Source organism: Micromonospora sp. NPDC049497, from assembly GCF_044465805.1.
Lineage (GTDB): Bacteria > Actinomycetota > Actinomycetes > Mycobacteriales > Micromonosporaceae > Micromonospora.
Genome location: NZ_JBITMC010000016.1, coordinates 69,894 through 87,324 on the forward strand (window position 1 = coordinate 69,894; position 17,431 = coordinate 87,324).

Genomic DNA, 17,431 nt, shown 5'->3' on the forward strand with positions numbered 1-17,431 from the left:
GTCAGCTGTCGGGGGTGGTCAGGGCGATGGTGTTGAAGAGGGCGCCCTGGGGGTCGCAGAGGGCGGCGTAGCGGCCGGCCGGGATGTCCCGGGGTGGGACCAGGATGGTGCCGCCCAGCTCCGACGCGCGGGCCGCCGCCGCGTCGGCGTCGTCCACGCCGAAGTAGACCGTCCAGTACGCGGGCGAGTCGGCCGGGACGTCGTCACCCAGGCGCGGCATCATCCCGCCCACGATGCGCTCGCCCAGCCGCCAGCCCGTGTAGGTGATCGGCCCCATCGGCTGGTCGTCGGGCCGCCAGCCGAAGACCAGCTCGTAGAAGACCTTCGCGCCGTCCGGGTCGGGGGTGACCAGCTCGGTCCAGCTCAGCGCGCCGGGCACGTCGAACACCTCGGCACCCGTCATGGCCATCGGCTGCCAGACGCTGAAACTCGCGCCCGCCGGGTCGGCGAAGACCGCCATCCGACCCCGGTCGAACACCTCGAAGGGCGGCACCACCACCTGCCCACCGGCCCGCTCCACGCGGCCGGCCACCAGGTCCGCGTCGTCGGTGGCCACGTACACCGACCAGATCGGCACCTGGTCGGGGATCGCCGGCGGGCCCACCCCCGCCACCGACCGGCCGCCGAGCAGGAAGACCGTGTAGCCGCCCGCCTCCGGCTCCGGGGTGATCCGCCCGGTCCAGCCGAACAGCTCGGGGTAGAAGCGCCGGGCGTCGGCCAGCCCCGGCGTGGCCAGGTCGGTCCAGCAGGGCGTGCCCGGCGGGACGGTGCTCACGTCGACCCCTCTCGGCGGGGGCGGCCACTCCTCGGCACGCCCTGCCGGCATCGTGGCACCGCCGACCCGCCGTCCGGGGCGGGAACGGGCGAAACGTCAACTGAACCGGCGACCCCCGGCCGGCTCAGCCCAGCGGGTCGGGCAGCGGCGCGGTGTGCAGCACGGCGAGTCGGGACACGGCCCGGGTCAGCACCACGTACAGGCGGTGCAGCCCGCGCGGCTCGGCGGCCACGATCGCGGCCGGCTCGACGACCACGACGTGGTCGTACTCCAATCCCTTGACCAGGGTCGCGGGCACCACCGTGACGCGCGCCGCGGACGCCGGGTCGTCAGCGGTCGCGGTCGGGATCCCGGCGGCGGCCAACGCCGACCGCAGGCCCTCGACCGCGGCGTCCGCCGCGATCACACCCACCGAGCCGTCGTACGCCAGGGCCGCGCGCACCTCGAGCACCGTCGCGGACACCAGGTCGCCGACGGTACGCACGTCGAGCGCGCCGTCCCGGCGCAGCGACTCGGCCGGGGGCACGTCGACGGCGAGCGCCGGCAGCAGCCGGTTGGCGAACGTGACCACGGCGGCGGGCACCCGGAAGCCGACGGTCAACGGCACCACGACGGCGTCCGGCTTGCCGAGGTGGCGCAGCGACTCCCGCCAGTCCGTCGCCGCCCACGGTGCGGTGCCCTGCGCCAGGTCGCCGAGGAGGGTGACCGATCCGTGCTCGCTGCGGCGGGCCAGCGCCCGGCACTGCATGGGGGAGAGGTCCTGCGCCTCGTCGACCACCACGTGCCCGTAGCCGGCCGGGCGCTCGATCAGGCCGGCAGCCTCGTCGACGAGCACGGCGTCGGCGGCGGTCCAGCGCATCGCCTTCGGGGTGCGGGCCGGCTTCGCCGGCCGGAGCAGCACCAGTTCGTCGGGAGTGAGCAACCCGTCGGCCGCGGCGGCCAGCGCGTCCGGGTCGGTGAGCAGGCGGTGCACCAGCCCTTCCGGGGTGAGCGCCGGCCAGACCGCGTCGAGGAGACCGACCACCGGGCGGGACCTCCCCACCCGGCGCAGCCAGGCGTCGCCGGGTGACTCGGCCCGCCGGGCCTCGGCCTGCCGCTGCAGCAGGCTCACCACCCGTGCCCGCACCCGCTCCCGACCGGTGCCGTACGGCAGGCCCTCCCGTCGGGTCTCCTGGACGATCCGGTGCAGCGGCTCCAGGCCGATCCGCCAGCGGTAGGACCCGTCGGACATGACGATCGGCTCGGTCGGCTCGCCGATGTGCGCGTCCACCGCGCGCCGGAGCACCTCGGCCATCCGCGCGTCGTGCTTGACCGCCGCCACCACCGGGTCCTCGACCGCCCGCACCGGCACCCGCTCGACCAGGTCCTCCACCGTGGCCTGGTCGACCTCCACCTCACCGAGCGCCGGCAGCACCGCCGCGATGTACGACAGGAAGGCCCGGTTCGGACCGACGATCAGCACGCCCGAGCGGCGCAGCCGCTCCCGGTGCAGGTAGAGCAGGTACGCGGCCCGGTGCAGGCCGACCGCCGTCTTGCCGGTGCCGGGAGCGCCCTGGACGCAGATCGAGTCGGCCAGGTCGGCCCGGACCAGCTCGTCCTGCTCGGGTTGGATGGTGGCGACGATGTCCCGCATCGGCCCGACGCGCGGTCGCTCGATCTCGGCGGTGAGGATCCGGCTGGCCGTACCAAGCTCCTCGCCCCGGTCCAGGTGCTCGTCCTCAAAGCTGGTCAGGTCACCGCCGTTGAAGCCGAAGCGGCGGCGGACGGCCACGCCCTGCGGTTCGCGGGCACTGGCCCGGTAGAACGACCGGGAGACCGGGGCCCGCCAGTCCAGCACCAGCGGCTCGCCCCGCTCGTCGGTGACGTGTCGCCGACCGACGTGGTACGCCCGACCGGCGTGGTCGGCGTCCTCGTCGGGCGGTCCGCTCCCGGCCACCCCGCCGAAGTCGAGACGGCCGAAGAAAAGCGGCGTGGTCGGGTCGTCGGCCAGCTCGGCGACCCGCCGGGCCATGTGCCGGCCGAGCTGCTCGGCCGTGTACGCGTCCCCGGCGACCTTGTCGCCGGTGGCGAAGAGCGCCTCGGCGCGTTCGCGCATCCGGCGCAGCGCGGCGCGGGACTCCCTCAGATGCTCCCGCTCGGCGGTGAGCTCGGTGTCCAGTGACTGTTCAGGGGCGTGCAGGGTCATCCTCGTGCCTCTCGAAGAAGAACTCTGCCGCTCGCGTGTCCGACCTGCCGGTCGGCGCGGGGACGTCCGCTGCGGTGCTACACACCTCGGCCGTCGGGCGGGAAGGAAGCAGTTTACTGCGGTCCCGGACACCTGCAACCGCATTTCCGCCGGTCCCGCCCGGGCGGGCTGGCCGGGTTTGGTCCCGCCCGCTACGCTCCGGTCCGACCTGATGATCCACTGTCGACCGCGTCGCACCGGACCCGGTGCCGAGTCGGAGGGCCGAGCATGGGGCTGGAGCTGCCCGCCGAGCTGACCGAGCCGTTGAGCTGGATCGGCCTGGAATGGCCGCAGGCCGACGAGGAACTGCTCTTCGCCGCGGGGCAACGCTGGCTGGAGTTCGGCCTGCACCTGCAGCAGGCCGCCGACCGGGCCGAGGCGGCGGCGCAGGCAATCTGGCAGGCCAACGTCGGTGCGACCGTCGACGCCTTCCAGCAGTGGTGGCAACGGGACGACGGCCCACGGCTGCGGCTGCGGGAGGACGCGATCGCGGCGCAGCTCATCGGCGCGGCACTGATCGCCTTCGCGGCGCTGACCCTGGCCATGAAGATCGCCTTCTTCGTCCAACTGGTGGTCCTGCTGGTGCAGGTGTCGATGGCGATCGCCGCCGCCGTACCGACCGCCGGGGCGTCGACGGCCGCCGTGCCGGGCTTCATCGCCGCGACGCGGATCGTCTGCCAACGCCTGGTCCGGATGCTCGTGGACCAGGTGCGGACGCTGCTCAAGGAGATCCTGGAGCGGGCGAAGAGCCTCCTCAAGATCGTCCGGAGGCGGCCCGGTACGGCCCGGCCTCCGCGCACTCCCGGCCCCGACCCGACGCCGGTCGGCGCTCCCCCGGGTCGTGCGCTCACCGACGCCGACCGGGTGGCCCTGACCGACTACACCGGCCCCGGCTATCGGGCGATGAACCCCTTCCTGCGCGATCCCGGTAGGTACACCCCGGACGAGGCCGCCGCCCTCCAGGTCCGCGCCGACCGGGTCTCCGAGGCCCTCGCCAAGTTGCCCGAGCGGCCGGGGACCACCTACCGGGGTGGCCAGTACCCCGACGACCTGCTGGCCCGCTACGAACCGGGACAGGTCGTCACCGAACGTGCCTTCACCAGCACCTCCACCGATCCACGGGTGGCCCAGGGCGCGTTCGACGGCAACACCGTCATGGTCATCTCGGGCCGGAACGGGCGCGACGTCGCGCCGTACTCCGAGTACCCGGACGAGGCGGAGATCCTGTACGACCAGGCGACGAACTTCAAGGTGACCAGCAAGGCGTGGGATGCTGACCTCGGCAAGTGGGTCGTGACGATGGAGGAGATGTGAGCGGCGTGACGCCATCCCGGGAGCCGGTCAGCGACGAGGAGCGGGAGCGCGCCGCCCGCGCGGTCGAGCAGCTCAAGCGTGATCTCGCCGCCGCGTCCGACCGGCCGGCGCCGTCCCGTACCGACCCGGGGAAGTTCAGCGACCCGGTCGGCCTGGACCGCGACGGCAACTACCAGCGCCCGCTCGACGAGCGGGAGCGCGCACACCTCGACGAGGTCCGCCGCCGCGCCACCGAGGACTCCGGCGAGCGCTGACCGACGCGGCGGTTCCGCAGGCTACGGGGTTGGGTTGGCCACTCCGGTGCCGTCCCGCTGAGTCCGGGAACCGGGCCGGGGATACGGTCGGGACATGGCTGAGCGCGTCGCACGCCCCCGGGTCGGACACATCCAGTTCCTGAACTGCCTGCCGATCTACTGGGGTCTGATGCGGTCCGGCGCCCTGATCGACGTCGACCTGCACAAGGACTCGCCGGACCGGCTGAGCGCCGCCCTCGTCGCGGGCGACCTGGACATCGGCCCGATCTCCCACGTCGAGTACCTGCGGCACGCCGACGAGCTGCTGCTCCTGCCCGACCTGGCGGTGGGGAGCGACGGCCCGGTGCTGTCGGTCAACGTGGTCTCGACCCGGCCTCTCGACGAACTGGACCACGGCAAGGTCGCGCTCGGCTCGACGTCGCGGACCGGCGTGCTGCTCGCGCAGCTCCTGCTCGGCGAGCGGTACGGCGTGAACCCCGAGTACTTCCGCTGCCCGCCGGACCTCACCCAGATGCTGCTGGAGGCCGACGCCGCGGTGCTGATCGGCGACGTGGCCCTGCGCGCCCTCTACGAGGCGCCGCGACGGGGCCTGGCGGTCACCGACCTCGGGCAGGCGTGGCGGGAGTGGACCGGTCTGCCGATGGTCTTCGCCGTGTGGGCGGTACGCCGCGACTTCGCCGCCGCCCACCCGGGGCTGGTCAAGGAGGTGCACGAGGCGTTCCTGCGCTCCCGGGACCTCTGCCTGGCCGAGCTGGACCAGGTCGCCGAGGCGGCGGCGCGCTGGGAGCCGTTCGACGCGGAGACGCTGGCCTCGTACTTCCGGGTCCTGGACTTCTCCCTCGGCGAGCGGCAGGTCGCCGGCCTGCGGGAGTTCGCCCGCCGCGCCGCCGCCCTCGGTGCGGCCCCTGACCTCCCGCCCACCGGCCCGGAGTTCTTCGCCGGCTGATCGCCGCGGTGGCGCTCGCGCGTCGGGGCGCGGGCCTCAGTTCGGGTCGCGGAGGAGGGCCTCGGTGATCTTCTCGCAGTTCTTCATGCCGTACTCGTAGCCCTTGGTGATCGGGTAGCGGACCATCACGCCCATCGTCCAGGTGTCGCCGATGGCGAGGCAGTTGATATGCATCTCCTGCTCGCGGGTGCGGTCGACCCAGCCGTTCTTGATCGCGATCGTCTTCTGCTCGGCGGGCGGGAACGCCTTGCGGATGCCGAAGTCACCGGTCCCGCGTACCTGCTTCATCTCGTTGAGCAGCCACTTCGTCCACTTCGGGCCGGCGGCCCGCCCGTCGGCGATGCACTGGCCGAGCCGCGCGGTGTCGCGGGGCGACAGGTTCGTACGACTCCAGCCGCGGTCGGCGGCGACACTGCTGTCGGTCAGCTTGCACAGGGAGAGCAGTCGGGTGATCGAGGCGGAGCGGCCGAGCGAGTTGTAGAACTGCTCGGTGCGGGTGTTGTCGCTGTCCCGAATGATCTTCGTGGCGTCGGCGAGCTTCCCGTCGCTTGGGGTCTGTCCCGCGTCGGCGGTCCGGCGCAGGTAGTCGGCGACGATCCAGGACTTGATCAGCGACGCGGTGGTGCTGGTCTCGCCCATGTTGTCCGAGCCGATGATCTCGCCGGTGCGCCGGTCCAGCACGCTCCACGAGTACCAGCCGTCGATGTCGAGGTCGAGGTCCTTCGCCGCGAAGGGCAGGGGTTCGAGCTCTGCCTCGGGCGACGGGCTGGGCGCGGGGGTGGGGCGCTCCCTGCGGTCGGTGGGAGAGCCGGTGGAACGCTCGGCGGGGGCGACGGGCTCGCCCCAGCGGGCGGCGGCCGTGGACTCGAACGGCGACCCCGGCAGCAGGCGCAGGGACACGAGCACCAGTCCGATCAGGATGGCCGCGACCGCGATGAGCTTCCCGGGTGACGTCCCGCGGGACGTGGGCGCGGCGGCGCGGCGGCGGGCCATCAGAGCTTCCCGACCGGCTGCTGCGGCACCTTGAGGGCGGCGCCGGGCTGCGGGGTGACCAGTTGGCTGGCGACGCTCGCGCAGACCTGGGCGCCGTACTTGAGGCCGCTCTTCTGCGGGTAGCGCAGCATCACCGCGAGGCTCCACCGGTCGGTCACCGCGAGGCAGTTGACGTGCCAGTTGCCGTCGTAGCTCAGCGGCGTCCAGCCGTTCTTGATGCTGACCGGACCCTGGCTGGTGATCGGCTCGGGCAGGCCGTCGATGATGCCCCAGCGGCCACCGCCGGAGCGAAGCTTCTGGTCCTTGGCGGCGGTGGTGCCCCGGACCTTGCTCATCTCGTCCAGCAGATAGGCGGTCCACTTCTGGCCGGCGGCCTTGCCGTCGCCGATGCAGTCACCGAGCCGGACCGCGTCGCGGGGAGACATCCGGGTGAAGCTCCACCAGCCGATGTAGCCGGGAACCTTGCCGGGACCGGTGTCCGTCAGCCCGCAGGTGCCGACCATCCGCTTGATGGTGGCGGACTTGCCGACCGCCGCGTAGAGCGCGTTCGCCGCGTCGTCGTTGCTGTCCCGGATGGCGGTGGTGATGTTCTTCTTCATCGCCGCCGGGATCGGCTTGTCGCCCAGCAGCCGCAGGTAGTCGGCGGCGAACCAGGACTTGATCATCGACTCGGTGGAGCTGGTCGCCGTCATGTTCTTCGAGCCGGAGATCGTGCCGGTCTCGCGGTCCAGGAGGGCCCAGGAGAAGAACTCGCCCTTGAAGTTCACCGACACCGTCCCGGCGGCCAGGGTCGGGGGCGGTGGCGCCTGGGGTGCGGGCGCCGCGACGCTCTCGGCGCCACCGCCGCTCCCGCCGTCGGCGCCGCCGTCGGCGAGCCGGGCGTACGCGGCGGGCACCACCAGGGCGCCACCGAGAAGGACCGCCACCACGGCGAGCACCAGGGTCACGCGGGATCGCATGAGTGGATGAGCTCCAGATGTCAGGGCCGGGGGGCCGGCTTCACGTTGTCCGGACGGATCGGTGGACCGCCGTGGGGCCGGGGGGGCGGCCTCCGCTGGTGCTGGGGGCGATCGTCGGGCGCCGATCGGTGTGCCGGGGGAAGTCTACGTCCGGATCGGTGCCACGCCAGGACCCGCCACCTGGCAACTTGCCATGAAGTCGGGACATAGGGCCGGTATGCGTTTTCTGGTGGGATTCATTTTTGCGCCGTGACCCAACTCATAGCCCTCACCGCTACCGGCCGTTGTCGGTCCATCACGGGCCCGTTCCGGATTTCTTGTTACACCCTCTGGTGCGCGAAGTGGATAGCTGTAACACTTGTCCTCATGTATGGCAACGACTTCGGCGCCGAGGACACTGCCGGCGGCGGCCTTCTCGGCGAGGTCGAGGCGGCGGAGGCGGCGCTGCGCGAGGCGGCTGCCCGGGGGCGCCGTGCCGGCGCGGCCGGGCCGGACGAGGACCTGGCGGCGTACTTCGCCGAGGTCGTCGAGGCCGACCAGAAGATCGAACCCCGCGACTGGATGCCCGAGGGGTACCGGAAGACGCTGATCCGGCAGATCGCCCAGCACGCCCACTCCGAGATCATCGGGATGCAGCCCGAGGGCAACTGGATCAGCCGGGCCCCCTCGCTGAAGCGCAAGGCGATCCTGCTGGCCAAGGTCCAGGACGAGGCGGGCCACGGCCTCTACCTGTACGCCGCCGCGGAGACCCTCGGCATCAGCCGGGACGAGCTGGTCGACATGCTGCTCAACGGGCGGCAGAAGTACAGCTCGATCTTCAACTACCCCACGCTCACCTGGGCCGACGTCGGCGCGATCGGCTGGCTGGTGGACGGCGCGGCCATCGTCAACCAGGTCCCCCTCTGCCGCTGCTCCTACGGGCCGTACGCGCGGGCCATGATCCGGGTCTGCAAGGAGGAGTCGTTCCACCAGCGGCAGGGCTACGAGATCCTGCACACCCTGGCGCACGGCACCCCCGAGCAGAAGGCGATGGCGCAGGACGCGGTGGACCGCTGGTGGTACCCGTCGCTGGCGATGTTCGGCCCGCCGGACACCGACTCCACCCACTCGGCGCAGTCCATGGCGTGGAAGATCAAGCGCTTCTCCAACGACGACCTGCGCCAGCGCTTCGTGGACATGTGCGTCGGGCAGGCCGAGGTGCTCGGGGTGACCATCCCCGATCCGGACCTGCGCTGGAACGACGAGCGCCAGTCGTACGACTACACCCAGCCCGACTACGACGAGCTGATGCGGGTGATCAAGGGCGACGGCCCGTGTAACCGCCAGCGGATGGAACACCGGCGCCGCGCCCACGACGAGGGCGCCTGGGTCCGGGAGGCCGCCGCGGCGTACGCCGCCAAGCGGACCGCGACGAAGGAGAAGGTGGCGGCGTGAGCAGCCAGGAACACACCCCGCTCTGGGAGGTCTTCGTGCGGGCCCGGCGTGGGCTGTCGCACACCCACGTCGGCAGCCTGCACGCGCCGGACGCGGAGCTGGCCCTGCGTAACGCCCGTGATCTCTACACCCGCCGACAGGAGGGCGTGTCGATCTGGGTGGTGCCGGCGAGTGCGATCACCGCGTCGAGCCCCGACGAGAAGGACGCCTTCTTCGACCCGGCCGCCGACAAGGTGTACCGCCACCCCACCTTCTACGAGGTGCCAGAAGGCGTGGCCCACCTGTGAGCGCGAGGAGTGAGCCGGGTTTGCGAGCCCCGCAGTCGCGAACGGAGACGGCGCTGTGAACGGTCCCTTCGACTTCGTCCTCGCGCTCGGCGACGACGCGCTGATCGCGGCGCAGCGGCTCGGCGAGTGGTCGACCCGCGCGCCGGAGATGGAAGAGGACATCGCGCTGTCCAACATCGCCCTCGACCAGCTCGGCGCGGCGCGGCTGCTGCTCACGTACGCGGGGGAGCTGGAGGGCGCCGGCCGGGACGAGGACGCGCTGGCGTTCCTCCGGAGCGACCGGGAGTTCCGCAACTGCCTCCTGGTCGAGCTGCCCAACGGCGACTTCGCGGTGACCATGGCGAAGCTGCTCTTCCTGTCGGCGTACCAGCTTCCGCTCTACACGGCGCTGGCCGGGTGCGGCGACGAGCGGCTGGCCGCGATCGGCGGGAAGGCCCGTAAGGAGTCGGCGTACCACCTGGACCACAGCTCGCTGTGGGTGAAACGGCTCGGCGACGGCACCGAGGAGTCGCACCGCCGGATGCAGGCGGCCGTGGACGAGGTCTGGCCGTACACCCACGAGCTGTTCACGGCGGACCCGGCGGCTCCGGTCGATCCGGCCACCCTGCGGGCCGACTTCGACGCCGTGGTGTCGACCGTGCTCGACGAGGCGACGCTGGCCCGGCCGGAGACGACCTGGGCGCCGGGCGGCGGGCGGGACGGGGTGCACACCGAGCACCTGTCGTACCTGCTGGCCGAGATGCAGGTGCTGCACCGCGCCCATCCCGGAGCGCGGTGGTGACCGATCCCAGGGCGGCCGTCGCGGCGGTGGTGGACCCGGAGATCCGGGTTATCACCATCGACGAGCTGGGCATCCTGCGGTCGGTGGACGAGGACCCGGCCACCGGCCGGGTCGTCGTCACCATCACCCCCACCTACACCGGCTGCCCGGCGATGGACGTGATCCGGTCCGACATCCGCCGGGCGCTGGCCGGCGCCGGGCACCCCGACGCCGAGGTCCGCACGACCTACAGCCCGGCCTGGAGCACCGACTGGATCTCCGAGGAGGGCCGGGCCAAGCTGGCCGCCGCCGGCATCGCCCCGCCGGCCCCGGTCCGGGCCGGCAACGTCGTCCCGCTGACCCTCGCGGTCCGCTGCCCGCGCTGCGGGTCCCCGGAGACCGAGCAGATCAGCCGCTTCGGTTCCACCGCGTGCAAGGCGCTCTGGCGCTGCCGCTCCTGCTCCGAACCCTTCGACCACCTGAAGGCGCTGTGACTGTCACCATCACCCGTCCGGTCCGTCGCCGGCCGGTCTTCCACCCGCTGCCCGTCGCCGCCGTCGACCGGCTCACCGCCGACGCCGTGGCGATCACCTTCGCCGTGCCCGAGGAGCTGCGGGAGACCTTCGCGTTCTCCGCCGGCCAGCACCTGACCGTCCGGCGTGCCGGTGAGGGCGGGGAGGACGTGCGGCGCTCGTACTCCATCTGCTCCACTCCGGAGGAGCTGGCGCGGCACGGCCGGCTGCGGATCGGGGTGCGCGAGATCCCCGGTGGCGCGTTCTCCGCGTTCGCCTGCGGCGCGCTGCGCGGCGGCGACACCGTCGAGGTGCTGCCCCCGCTGGGGCACTTCACCACGGCGTTCGCGCCGGACCGGGTCCGCCACTACGGCGCGGTCGTCGCCGGTTCCGGCATCACCCCGGTGCTGTCGCTGGTCGCGACCGCCCTGGCCGTCGAGCCGGCCAGCACGTTCACCCTGGTGTACGGCAACCGCACGGCGAACACCGTCATGTTCTCCGAGGAACTGGCCGACCTGAAGGACCGGTACCCGACCCGGCTGCACCTGGTGCACGTGCTCTCCCGGGAGCAGGGTGAGTCGCCGCTGCTGTCCGGGCGGATCGACGCCGAGCGGTTCGGTCGACTGCTGGACACGATCGTGCCCGGCGAGGCCATCGAGGAGTGGTTCCTCTGCGGCCCGTACGCCATGGTGGTCGACGCCCGGGAGGTCCTGACCGCGCGGGGAGTCCCGGAGTCCGCGGTGCGGACCGAGCTGTTCCACGTCGACGCGCCGCCGGAGCCGGTGCGCCGCCCCGGTGACACCCCGGGCGCCGGCGCCGAGGTGACGATCGTGCTGGACGGCCGGTCCTCAACCTTCACCATGGGCCGCGAGGAGCGGGTGCTGGACGCGGCGCTGAAGGTGCGCGGTGAGCTGCCGTACGCCTGCAAGGGTGGCGTCTGCTCGACGTGCAGGGCCAAGGTCGTCGACGGCGCGGTGACCATGGCGCGCAACTACGCGCTGGAGCCCGACGAGGTGGCCAACGGGTACGTGCTGACCTGCCAGTCCAGCCCCACCACCGAGCGGCTGACGGTCGACTACGACGCGTAGAGACCCCGCCATCAGCGCGATCTTGCACTTTCTGCCTTGACATCCCGCGCATATCGGGGCGAACAGGGGGCCGAAAGTGCAAGATCGCGGAGGTGGCGGTGGGCTGGACGACACAGGAAGGCACCCGTGGGCTGACGCTTCGGGGGCGACGTAGGCTCGGAGGCGTGACGGTGAGCCGGGAGATCGACGACATCCTGCAGCGTGGCGCGGACGGCGGGCGGATCACGCCCGAGGAGGCCCTGCTGCTCTACACCGAGGCGCCCTTCCACGCCCTGGGCGAGGCGGCCGACGCGGTCCGTCGGCGGCGCTATCCGGACAACATCGTCACGTACCTGATCGACCGCAACATCAACTACACGAACGTCTGCGTGACGGCGTGCAAGTTCTGTGCCTTCTACCGTGCGCCGAAGCACAAGGAGGGCTGGACCCACCCGACCGAGGAGATCCTGCGCCGCTGCGGCGAGGCGGTGGAGCTGGGCGCGACCCAGGTCATGCTCCAGGGCGGGCACCACCCGGACTACGGCGTCGAGTACTACGAGGAGTTGTTCTCCTCGGTCAAGCAGGCGTACCCCCAGCTGGCCATCCACTCGATCGGCCCGAGCGAGATCCTGCACATGGCCAAGGTCTCCGGTGTGAGCCTGGACGAGGCGATCTCCCGGATCAAGGCCGCCGGCCTGGACTCGATCGCCGGCGCCGGCGCGGAGATGCTGCCGGAGCGACCCCGTAGGGCGATCGCGCCCCTCAAGGAGTCCGGCGAGCGCTGGCTGGAGGTCATGGAGCTGGCCCACCGGCAGGGCGTCGAGTCGACCGCCACGATGATGATGGGCACCGGCGAGACGGCCGCCGAGCGGATCGAGCACCTGCGGATGATCCGCGACGTGCAGGACCGTACGCGCGGCTTCCGGGCCTTCATCCCGTGGACGTACCAGCCGGAGAACAACCACCTCAAGGGCCGCACCCAGGCCACCACCCTGGAGTACCTGCGGCTCGTCGCCGTGGCCCGGCTGTTCTTCGAGACCGTGCCGCACCTGCAGGCGTCCTGGCTGACCACCGGCAAGGACGTCGGGCAGCTCGCCCTGCACATGGGAGTGGACGACCTCGGTTCGATCATGCTGGAGGAGAACGTGATCTCCTCGGCCGGCGCGCGGCACCGCTCGAACCTGCACGAGCTGATCGGCATGATCCGCTCGGCGGACCGGATCCCGGCCCAGCGGGACACGCTCTACAACCGGCTCGCGGTGCACCGGACCCCGGCGGACGACCCGACCGACGAGCGGGTCGTGTCGCACTTCTCCTCCATCGCCCTTCCCGGCGGTGGCGCCGGGAAGACCCTGCCGCTGGTCGAGGCCCGCTGACCCCTCCGAGCCGGGTGTCCCACGGTCCATCAACGATCGATCACTCTACGTGATCATCGCTGATGGACCGTTTGGTCATCCTGGCGGGTCCGCAGATATCGATTCGATGAACGTTGTGTCGATTCCCGTAGGCCGCGCGGGATCACAACCACCATCAATCCGGACAATCCTTAAGTCGTCCTTAGATCGGCAGGCCGACCCGCCGTGCGACGGGGCTGGCGGCGATGATCGCGGAGCGCTAACGTCCCCGCCCGTACGTTTCCTTCACCCCAACGGGGGGACCTTTCATGATCTTCGGTAACCGTGCTGCCGCGTACCTGGGCGCCGGCGCCGCCGGGCTGGTCGCCGCGGGCGCGTTCGCCGCGCCGGCCCTGGCCGACAACACCGCGGACCTCGCCATCAAGGCGACCGGCACCACGATCGCGGTCGGCGCGCCGGGCAAGTTCGCCAGCGTCTCGCTGCTGAACAAGAGCGCCGTCGACGCCAAGGGCGTTCTGGTCGGCCTCGACATCAGCAAGCTGGACACCAAGCTCGTCGACATCAACGAGAGCGGCTGCAACACCCGCGAGGACGGCTGGATCCTCTGTGGCATCGAGGGCGACACCATCGGTGCCGGTGAGGACGTCGACTGGGCCTTCCCGCTGACCCGCAAGGGCGACGGGACCGGCCCGGCCGGTTCCATCAGCGCCCTGATCCTGCACGAGGGCGACGACCCCGACGAGTCCAACAACCTGGTGACCGTCGACGTCAAGGTCGAGGGCACCGGGCCGGACCTCTCGGTCGTCGCCGACGACGTGCGCAAGGCGGTCAAGGTCGAGGGTGGCTCCATCACCCAGGTCGGTGACCTCCAGGCTGGTAACACCGGCCAGCTCATCTACAGCGCGTTCAACCAGGGTGACCAGGCCACGACCGGTCTCCGCATCTCCGTGAAGCTGCCGAAGGGCGCGACCTTCGCGGAGAAGGAGGAGGACTGCACCTACAACGACGCGATGACTGCCCTGACCTGCCAGTACGAGGCCGTTCTGGTCCCGGCTTCGCAGGACAAGGACGGTGACAAGCTCTACGCGGGTGCCCGCTTCTACAACCTGGTCAAGGTCGACGCCGGCGTCAAGCCGAGCAGCCTGACCGGTGGCGAGGTCACCATCGACCCGCTGTGGAAGGAGGGCGCCGCGGCCAGCAACGCGACCAAGGCGACCACCTCCAACCTGCCGCAGAACGCCGAGGGCGTGTCCGACAAGGACGTGGACGCCAGCGACAACACCGACGACTTCTCCGTGATCGTGGCCGGCAAGGGCGGCACCGGTGGCGGCGACAACGGTGGCGGTCTCCCGGTCACCGGCCCGCAGGCCGGCCTGATCGGCGGGATCGGCGGCGCGGTGCTCCTCGCCGGTGGTGTGATGTTCATGGTCGCGCGCCGTCGGCGCATCGTCCTGGTGACGCCGGGCGACGAGAAGTCGGCGGTCTGACCGCTGTCCTCCATCGACCCGCGAGGGTCGTTCATATAAATGCACGGCAGTACGGGCGGGATGGGTCACCATCCCGCCCGTACTGTGTCCCGGCCCGATCGCGCGGGCCGGACACGCCTTCCGACCCTGGCGTACGGGGACGAGCTTCGCTGACCGCGCAGCCCACTCCCGACCCGACGCCGAGCGGGGAACCGACGGCAGGCCCGACCGGCACGCCCACCGTCGTCCCGACCACGCCCGGCACCGGCGGTGGCGGCGGAGACGGCGGCCTGCCGGTGACCGGCGTGCAGGTCGGCCTGATCGGCGGCGTCGGCGCCGGCGTGCTGCTGACCGGCGGCGCGCTCCTGCTGCTCTCCCGGCGACGGAAGGTCGTCCTGGTCAACCCGGGCGACGAGAAGAAGGCCGACTGACAGTCGCGCTGCGCACGGCGGCCGGACGTTAAGAAGGGGCCCTTCCTCTACCGGAGGCGTTAGGAAGGGGCCCTTCCTTCGGTTTCGGCGGGGGCTGGCAGAGTGGAGGGGTGAGCCGTACCCCGCAGGGCCAGCGCGCCAGCCTGGACAAGCAGCCGCACGAGGTCGCCGCGATGTTCGACGGTGTGGCCGCCCGCTACGACCTGACCAACACCGTCCTGTCGTTCGGGCAGGACCGGGCCTGGCGGCGGGCGACCCGGGCCGCGTTGGACCTGCGGCCGGGGGAGCGGGTGCTGGACGTGGGTGCCGGCACCGGCGTGTCGACCGAGGAACTGGCCCAGTCCGGGGCGTACGCCGTCGGCGCCGACCTGTCCCTCGGGATGCTGTACGCGGGGAAGCGGACCCGTCCCGGCGTGCCGCTGCTGGCCGGGGACGCCCTGCGGCTGCCGTTCGCCGACGCCAGCTTCGACGCGGTCACCATCTCCTTCGCGCTGCGCAACGTCAACGACACCGACGCCGCGTTGCGTGAGCTGGCCCGGGTGACCCGTCCGGGCGGCCGGCTGGTGGTGTGCGAGTTCAGCACGCCGGTCAACCCGGCCTTCCGCACCGTCTACCTGTCGTACCTCATGCGGTCGCTGCCGGCGGTGGCCCGCGCGGTGTCCAGCAATCCCGACGCGTACGTCTATCTGGCGGAGTCGATCCGTGCGTGGCCCGACCAGTCGGCACTGGCGGCGCGGGTCGCCGGCGCCGGTTGGGGTCGGGTGGCGTGGCGCAACCTGACCGGCGGGGTGGTCGCCCTGCACCGTGGGGTGCGCGACTAATCACGGAAAGTCACGGGGTGCGGCGGTGCATCTTCAGGAATGCACCGCTTTAGTCCAGTTTGTTCCGTAGGCTGCCCTCCATGACGGGACCAAACCGGACGGACCTCCCGGTGGCGACCGACGACGACGCCGCGGAACTCATCGCGCAGCTCAAGGAGTTGGCCGGTGCCGACCCGGCCGATGTCCGTCAGGTCGTGGCCGAGGTACTCGCCGCGCTGGACCGCGCGGCCGGCGGAGCCCTCCGCGAGCACCTCCCGGAGACGATCCGGGCCGATGCCGGTCTGGACACCACCGTGCGGGCGCGCCGCTGACCCCCGAAGTGGACGTCGACCGGCCTGTTTCCGGCAAGTTAGGTACCCCTCACCGGGCACCGGTGTAACGCCGGTCATAGACTCCTCAGCGTCTGGCTTGTGAAGCATTTCACGAGCGTGCGGGAGGAGGCGCGAGATGACCTCGGTGGAGAACGACGCCGACGTGATCGTCGTGGGCGCCGGTCCCGGTGGGTCGGCTACCGCGTACCACCTGGCCCGGCACGGCGTACGGGTGCTGCTGCTGGAGAAGACCGAGTTTCCCCGGGAGAAGGTCTGCGGCGACGGGCTGACCCCCCGCGCGACGCGGCAGCTCATCCGGATGGGCGTCGACACGTCCCCGGAGGCCGGCTGGTTGCAGAACCGCGGCCTGCGGGTCATCGGCGGGGGCGTCCGGCTGGAGCTGGACTGGCCCGATCTCGCCAGCTACCCCAACTACGGCCTGGTCCGCACCCGGCTCGACTTCGACGACCTGCTCGCCCAGCGGGCCCTCGCCGCCGGCGCGAAGCTGCGCACCAGCGTGAACGTCATGGGTCCGGTGCTCGACGCCGACGACCGGGTGATCGGCGTGACGGCCGAGGTCGGGCCGGACAAGGAGCCGGCCACCTTCCACGCCCCGCTGGTCGTCGCGGCGGACGGCGTCTCCGGCCGGTTCCCGCTGGCCCTCGGGCTGGCCAAGCGCGAGGACCGGCCGATCGGCGTGGCCGTGCGGCGCTACTACCGCTGCGAGGCCAAGCACGACGACAACTACCTGGAGTCCTGGCTGGAGCTGCGCGGCCGGGACAGCGACGCCCTGCTCCCCGGGTACGGCTGGATCTTCGGCCTCGGGGACGGCCGGGTCAACGTCGGCCTCGGCGTGCTCAACTCGTCGTCGGCGTTCGGCAAGACGAACTACCGCCGCCTGCTCACCGACTGGCTGGCCAACACGCCGCCCGAGTGGGGCATGACCGACGAGACGAACGCGGAGGGGCCGATCCTCGGCGCCGCGCTGCCGATGGGCTTCAACCGGGTGCCGCACTACACCCGCGGGGTGATGCTCGTCGGCGACTCCGGCGGCATGGTCAACCCGTTCAACGGCGAGGGCATCGCGTACGCGATGGAGTCCGGCGAGCTGGCCGCGGAGATCGCGGTGCAGGCCCTCGCGCGGCCGGCCGGTCCGGAGCGGGAGCGCGCGCTGATGGCGTATCCGACCGAGCTGAAGGCGCGCTTCGGCGGCTACTACCGGCTCGGCGGCATCTTCGTGAAGCTGATCGGCCGTCCCGAGGTGATGCGGATGGCGACCAAGCACGGCATGCCGCACCCGATGCTGATGCGCTTCGTGCTCAAGCTGCTGGCCAACCTGACCGACCCGCGCGGCGGGGACGCGATGGACCGGGTCATCAACGCGATGACGAAGGTGGCACCAGCGGTATAGACGTCCTGCTCAGGGCCGCTTCCGGCCCCGGGCACGGTACAAAGATCGACCCCCGCTGGCGGTCGTCACGCGGGACGTGAATAGTGTGATTTTCGTCAAGCACCAGGGGCA

18 protein-coding genes are annotated in these 17,431 nt (G+C 71.8%); 14 read left to right on the plus strand and 4 right to left on the minus strand.

What is annotated here, in order from left to right:
• Position 1: 1 nt before the first annotated feature.
• Positions 2 to 775 carry a VOC family protein gene (locus ACIBR0_RS21365; RefSeq protein ID WP_396718209.1) on the minus strand — a complete coding sequence of 258 codons (774 nt, stop codon included), beginning with the start codon at positions 773 to 775 and terminating at the stop codon, positions 2 to 4.
• A gap of 124 nt (positions 776 to 899) precedes the next feature.
• Entirely contained in the window at positions 900 to 2,960 is a 2,061-nt protein-coding gene (locus tag ACIBR0_RS21370; RefSeq protein WP_396718211.1) for a HelD family protein, read from the minus strand.
• Positions 2,961 to 3,227: 267 nt separating this feature from the next.
• Here ACIBR0_RS21370 and ACIBR0_RS21375 point away from each other — a divergent pair, with 267 nt between their 5' ends.
• The 3 genes from ACIBR0_RS21375 to ACIBR0_RS21385 all read left to right on the plus strand — a co-directional run bounded on the left by ACIBR0_RS21375 (position 3,228) and on the right by ACIBR0_RS21385 (position 5,513).
• Positions 3,228 to 4,313, plus strand: coding sequence for an ADP-ribosyltransferase (locus ACIBR0_RS21375; protein ID WP_396718214.1), 1,086 nt, complete (start codon positions 3,228 to 3,230; stop codon positions 4,311 to 4,313).
• Between the two features lie 5 nt (positions 4,314 to 4,318).
• Positions 4,319 to 4,567: a hypothetical protein gene (locus ACIBR0_RS21380; RefSeq protein ID WP_357030084.1), complete on the plus strand. Its 249-nt coding sequence runs from the start codon at positions 4,319 to 4,321 to the stop codon at positions 4,565 to 4,567.
• 94 nt (positions 4,568 to 4,661) lie between these two features.
• A complete protein-coding gene (locus ACIBR0_RS21385) occupies positions 4,662 to 5,513 on the plus strand; it encodes a menaquinone biosynthetic enzyme MqnA/MqnD family protein (RefSeq protein ID WP_396718216.1) in 852 nt (283 codons plus the stop codon).
• A gap of 36 nt (positions 5,514 to 5,549) precedes the next feature.
• Here the strand turns inward: ACIBR0_RS21385 and ACIBR0_RS21390 are convergent, their stop codons facing one another.
• Complete coding sequence (locus ACIBR0_RS21390; RefSeq protein ID WP_396718219.1) at positions 5,550 to 6,506, minus strand: hypothetical protein; 957 nt, start codon at positions 6,504 to 6,506, stop codon at positions 5,550 to 5,552.
• Positions 6,506 to 7,465, minus strand: coding sequence for a hypothetical protein (locus ACIBR0_RS21395; protein WP_396718221.1), 960 nt, complete (start codon positions 7,463 to 7,465; stop codon positions 6,506 to 6,508). The genes ACIBR0_RS21390 and ACIBR0_RS21395 overlap by 1 nt, the downstream gene beginning before the upstream one ends.
• Before the next feature lie 366 nt (positions 7,466 to 7,831).
• Here ACIBR0_RS21395 and paaA point away from each other — a divergent pair, with 366 nt between their 5' ends.
• The 11 genes from paaA to ACIBR0_RS21450 all read left to right on the plus strand — a co-directional run bounded on the left by paaA (position 7,832) and on the right by ACIBR0_RS21450 (position 17,320).
• Positions 7,832 to 8,899, plus strand: a complete 1,068-nt coding sequence (gene paaA / locus ACIBR0_RS21400; protein ID WP_396718223.1) for a 1,2-phenylacetyl-CoA epoxidase subunit PaaA — start codon at positions 7,832 to 7,834, stop codon at positions 8,897 to 8,899.
• The gene (gene paaB / locus ACIBR0_RS21405) at positions 8,896 to 9,186 is read left to right on the plus strand and encodes a 1,2-phenylacetyl-CoA epoxidase subunit PaaB (protein ID WP_357030074.1); all 291 of its coding nucleotides are present in this window, start codon (positions 8,896 to 8,898) and stop codon (positions 9,184 to 9,186) included. Before paaA ends, paaB begins: the two co-directional genes overlap by 4 nt.
• A 55-nt stretch (positions 9,187 to 9,241) precedes the next feature.
• The gene (gene paaC / locus ACIBR0_RS21410) at positions 9,242 to 9,967 is read left to right on the plus strand and encodes a 1,2-phenylacetyl-CoA epoxidase subunit PaaC (RefSeq protein ID WP_396718225.1); all 726 of its coding nucleotides are present in this window, start codon (positions 9,242 to 9,244) and stop codon (positions 9,965 to 9,967) included.
• A complete protein-coding gene (paaD, locus tag ACIBR0_RS21415) occupies positions 9,964 to 10,440 on the plus strand; it encodes a 1,2-phenylacetyl-CoA epoxidase subunit PaaD (RefSeq protein ID WP_396718228.1) in 477 nt (158 codons plus the stop codon). The genes paaC and paaD overlap by 4 nt, the downstream gene beginning before the upstream one ends.
• Entirely contained in the window at positions 10,437 to 11,546 is a 1,110-nt protein-coding gene (gene paaE, locus ACIBR0_RS21420; RefSeq protein WP_396718230.1) for a 1,2-phenylacetyl-CoA epoxidase subunit PaaE, read from the plus strand. Before paaD ends, paaE begins: the two co-directional genes overlap by 4 nt.
• Before the next feature lie 164 nt (positions 11,547 to 11,710).
• Positions 11,711 to 12,901, plus strand: coding sequence for a cyclic dehypoxanthinyl futalosine synthase (gene mqnC, locus ACIBR0_RS21425; RefSeq protein WP_357030064.1), 1,191 nt, complete (start codon positions 11,711 to 11,713; stop codon positions 12,899 to 12,901).
• Positions 12,902 to 13,188: 287 nt separating this feature from the next.
• A complete protein-coding gene (locus tag ACIBR0_RS21430) occupies positions 13,189 to 14,367 on the plus strand; it encodes a hypothetical protein (RefSeq protein WP_396718233.1) in 1,179 nt (392 codons plus the stop codon).
• A 275-nt stretch (positions 14,368 to 14,642) separates the two neighbouring features.
• A complete protein-coding gene (locus tag ACIBR0_RS21435; RefSeq protein WP_396718236.1) occupies positions 14,643 to 14,777 on the plus strand; it encodes an LPXTG cell wall anchor domain-containing protein in 135 nt (44 codons plus the stop codon).
• Between the two features lie 110 nt (positions 14,778 to 14,887).
• Positions 14,888 to 15,598 carry a demethylmenaquinone methyltransferase gene (locus ACIBR0_RS21440; protein WP_396718238.1) on the plus strand — a complete coding sequence of 237 codons (711 nt, stop codon included), beginning with the start codon at positions 14,888 to 14,890 and terminating at the stop codon, positions 15,596 to 15,598.
• 80 nt (positions 15,599 to 15,678) lie between these two features.
• A complete protein-coding gene (locus ACIBR0_RS21445; protein WP_396718240.1) occupies positions 15,679 to 15,909 on the plus strand; it encodes a hypothetical protein in 231 nt (76 codons plus the stop codon).
• 136 nt (positions 15,910 to 16,045) lie between these two features.
• On the plus strand, positions 16,046 to 17,320 hold the full coding sequence (locus ACIBR0_RS21450; protein WP_396718242.1) for a geranylgeranyl reductase family protein: 1,275 nt from the start codon (positions 16,046 to 16,048) through the stop codon (positions 17,318 to 17,320).
• Positions 17,321 to 17,431: the final 111 nt, after the last annotated feature.

Excerpts from the sequence above, each read along its gene's own strand:
- ACIBR0_RS21370 (WP_396718211.1), bottom strand. The coding sequence starts at position 2,960 with ATGACCCTGCACGCCCCTGAACAGTCACTGGACACCGAGCTCACCGCC.
- ACIBR0_RS21375 (WP_396718214.1), top strand. The coding sequence starts at position 3,228 with ATGGGGCTGGAGCTGCCCGCCGAGCTGACCGAGCCGTTGAGCTGGATC.
- ACIBR0_RS21385 (WP_396718216.1), top strand. The coding sequence starts at position 4,662 with ATGGCTGAGCGCGTCGCACGCCCCCGGGTCGGACACATCCAGTTCCTG.
- ACIBR0_RS21390 (WP_396718219.1), bottom strand. The coding sequence starts at position 6,506 with ATGGCCCGCCGCCGCGCCGCCGCGCCCACGTCCCGCGGGACGTCACCC.
- ACIBR0_RS21395 (WP_396718221.1), bottom strand. The coding sequence starts at position 7,465 with ATGCGATCCCGCGTGACCCTGGTGCTCGCCGTGGTGGCGGTCCTTCTC.
- paaA (WP_396718223.1), top strand. The coding sequence starts at position 7,832 with ATGTATGGCAACGACTTCGGCGCCGAGGACACTGCCGGCGGCGGCCTT.
- ACIBR0_RS21430 (WP_396718233.1), top strand. The coding sequence starts at position 13,189 with ATGATCTTCGGTAACCGTGCTGCCGCGTACCTGGGCGCCGGCGCCGCC.
- ACIBR0_RS21445 (WP_396718240.1), top strand. The coding sequence starts at position 15,679 with ATGACGGGACCAAACCGGACGGACCTCCCGGTGGCGACCGACGACGAC.
- ACIBR0_RS21450 (WP_396718242.1), top strand. The coding sequence starts at position 16,046 with ATGACCTCGGTGGAGAACGACGCCGACGTGATCGTCGTGGGCGCCGGT.